The sequence below is a fragment of the Mesorhizobium sp. M4A.F.Ca.ET.050.02.1.1 genome (assembly GCF_003997725.1).
GTDB lineage: Bacteria > Pseudomonadota > Alphaproteobacteria > Rhizobiales > Rhizobiaceae > Mesorhizobium.
This window is the reverse complement of sequence record NZ_RZSG01001150.1, coordinates 1-1374: the sequence shown is the minus strand read 5'-3', so window position 1 is coordinate 1374 and position 1374 is coordinate 1. Positions and strand designations below refer to the sequence as shown.

Genomic DNA, 1374 nt, shown 5'->3' with positions numbered 1-1374 from the left:
ACTCTGCCGGTTGTCGGTGCCGACGAAGGAGGAGGTCTCGTCCAGCGGCGAGTCGACATAGATCAGCGGGATCGAGGCGCCGAGCTCAGCGAGGATCCGGTGGTGCGAGCGCACGCCGAGCGGCGCGATGATGGCGCCCGCGATGTTCATCGAGCGGAACGTCTGGATCGCCTGGTCCTCCATCTCGGCGCGCCCGTCGGAGGACAGCACGAAAGCCAGGAAGCCGGCCTCGTTGGCGATCAATTCGATGCGGCGCGTCAGCGCCATGTAGAACGGGTCCGTCGAATTCGGGATGATGACGCCGAGGATGTTGCTGCGGCGCCGATTGAGGTTGACCGCGAACATGCTCGGCCGGAAATCGGATTTCTTCAGCGCCGCCTCGATGGCGCTGCGCGTGTTCTTCCGCACCGAATTGGGATCGTTGAAATATTTGGAGACAGTCGTGCGAGACAAGCCGACGAAGTCAGAGAAATCCTCCATCGTCCTGATCGTCTTTGCCATTCACAGGCCCCCTGTTCGACCCTTCCCGTCACTCTCTACGTGAGTCACCATCTTGCGCAAAGCTGCAACGCTTCGACCGTGCCAGGCGAGTTTCCGGGTCGATGGGAGTGCCGCGCGTTTTCACTCATATATCCGCCGAAAACTGCACCTTCATCGTCGCCGGATCGCCACCGCTCTTGGCGAAGAAGGGCAAAAGTTCCGCAAGCGGCAACCGGTGGCTGACCAACCGTGCCATGGTGCCGTCGTCGCGCTTGAGGATGTCGAGCGCTTGCGGGATGTTGCGGTTCAGCGAATGCGAACCGACCAGCCTGATCTGGCGGCGGAAGATCTCGAACGGCGCGACCCAGATCCTGGCGTCGGGCGCGCAGACGCCGAAGACGAGCCCAGTGCCGCCATCGGCTGTGAAGCCGATCATGGCTTCGACCACCCTGGCAACGCCGGTGGCGTCGGCAACGAAATCGAAGCCTTTCGTCCTTGCCGCCAGCGCCTGCGATCCGGACAGCAGCGGCACCAGCCCGAGCGCCTCGGCGAAGGCAAGCCGCTGCTCGCTGATGTCGGCAACCGCGACGCTCGCCACCCCCCTCGCCTTCAGCGACAGCGCAAGCAGCAGGCCGATCGGGCCGGCGCCGAAGACCAGCGCGGTGCCGGGCACGCGTGCGCCTGGCTCGATGCCGGCGGCGCTGAGACCGTTCAGCACGCAGGCGAGCGGCTCGGCGAGCGCGGCGGTAGCGAAAGCGAGATCGCCGATGTCATGCAGATGATCGACGCCGACGAGGCTGAATTCGGCGAAGCCGCCGTTGGCGGTCACGCCGTAGGCTTTGAGCGAGGCGCACAGATTGGTGAGGCCCTTGTGGCAGGCGGCGCAGTGTCCGC

Annotated in this window: 2 protein-coding genes; both read right to left on the bottom strand. The window is 65.0% G+C overall.

Annotated elements, in window-relative coordinates; all coding sequences use genetic code 11:
- The coding region (locus tag EOA33_RS35850) for a LacI family DNA-binding transcriptional regulator (protein WP_145989516.1) at positions 1 to 480 on the bottom strand (480 nt) is incomplete at its 3' end.
- Between the two features lie 145 nt (positions 481 to 625).
- The coding region (locus EOA33_RS35845) for a zinc-binding dehydrogenase (RefSeq protein ID WP_127407732.1) at positions 626 to 1374 on the bottom strand (749 nt) is incomplete at its 5' end.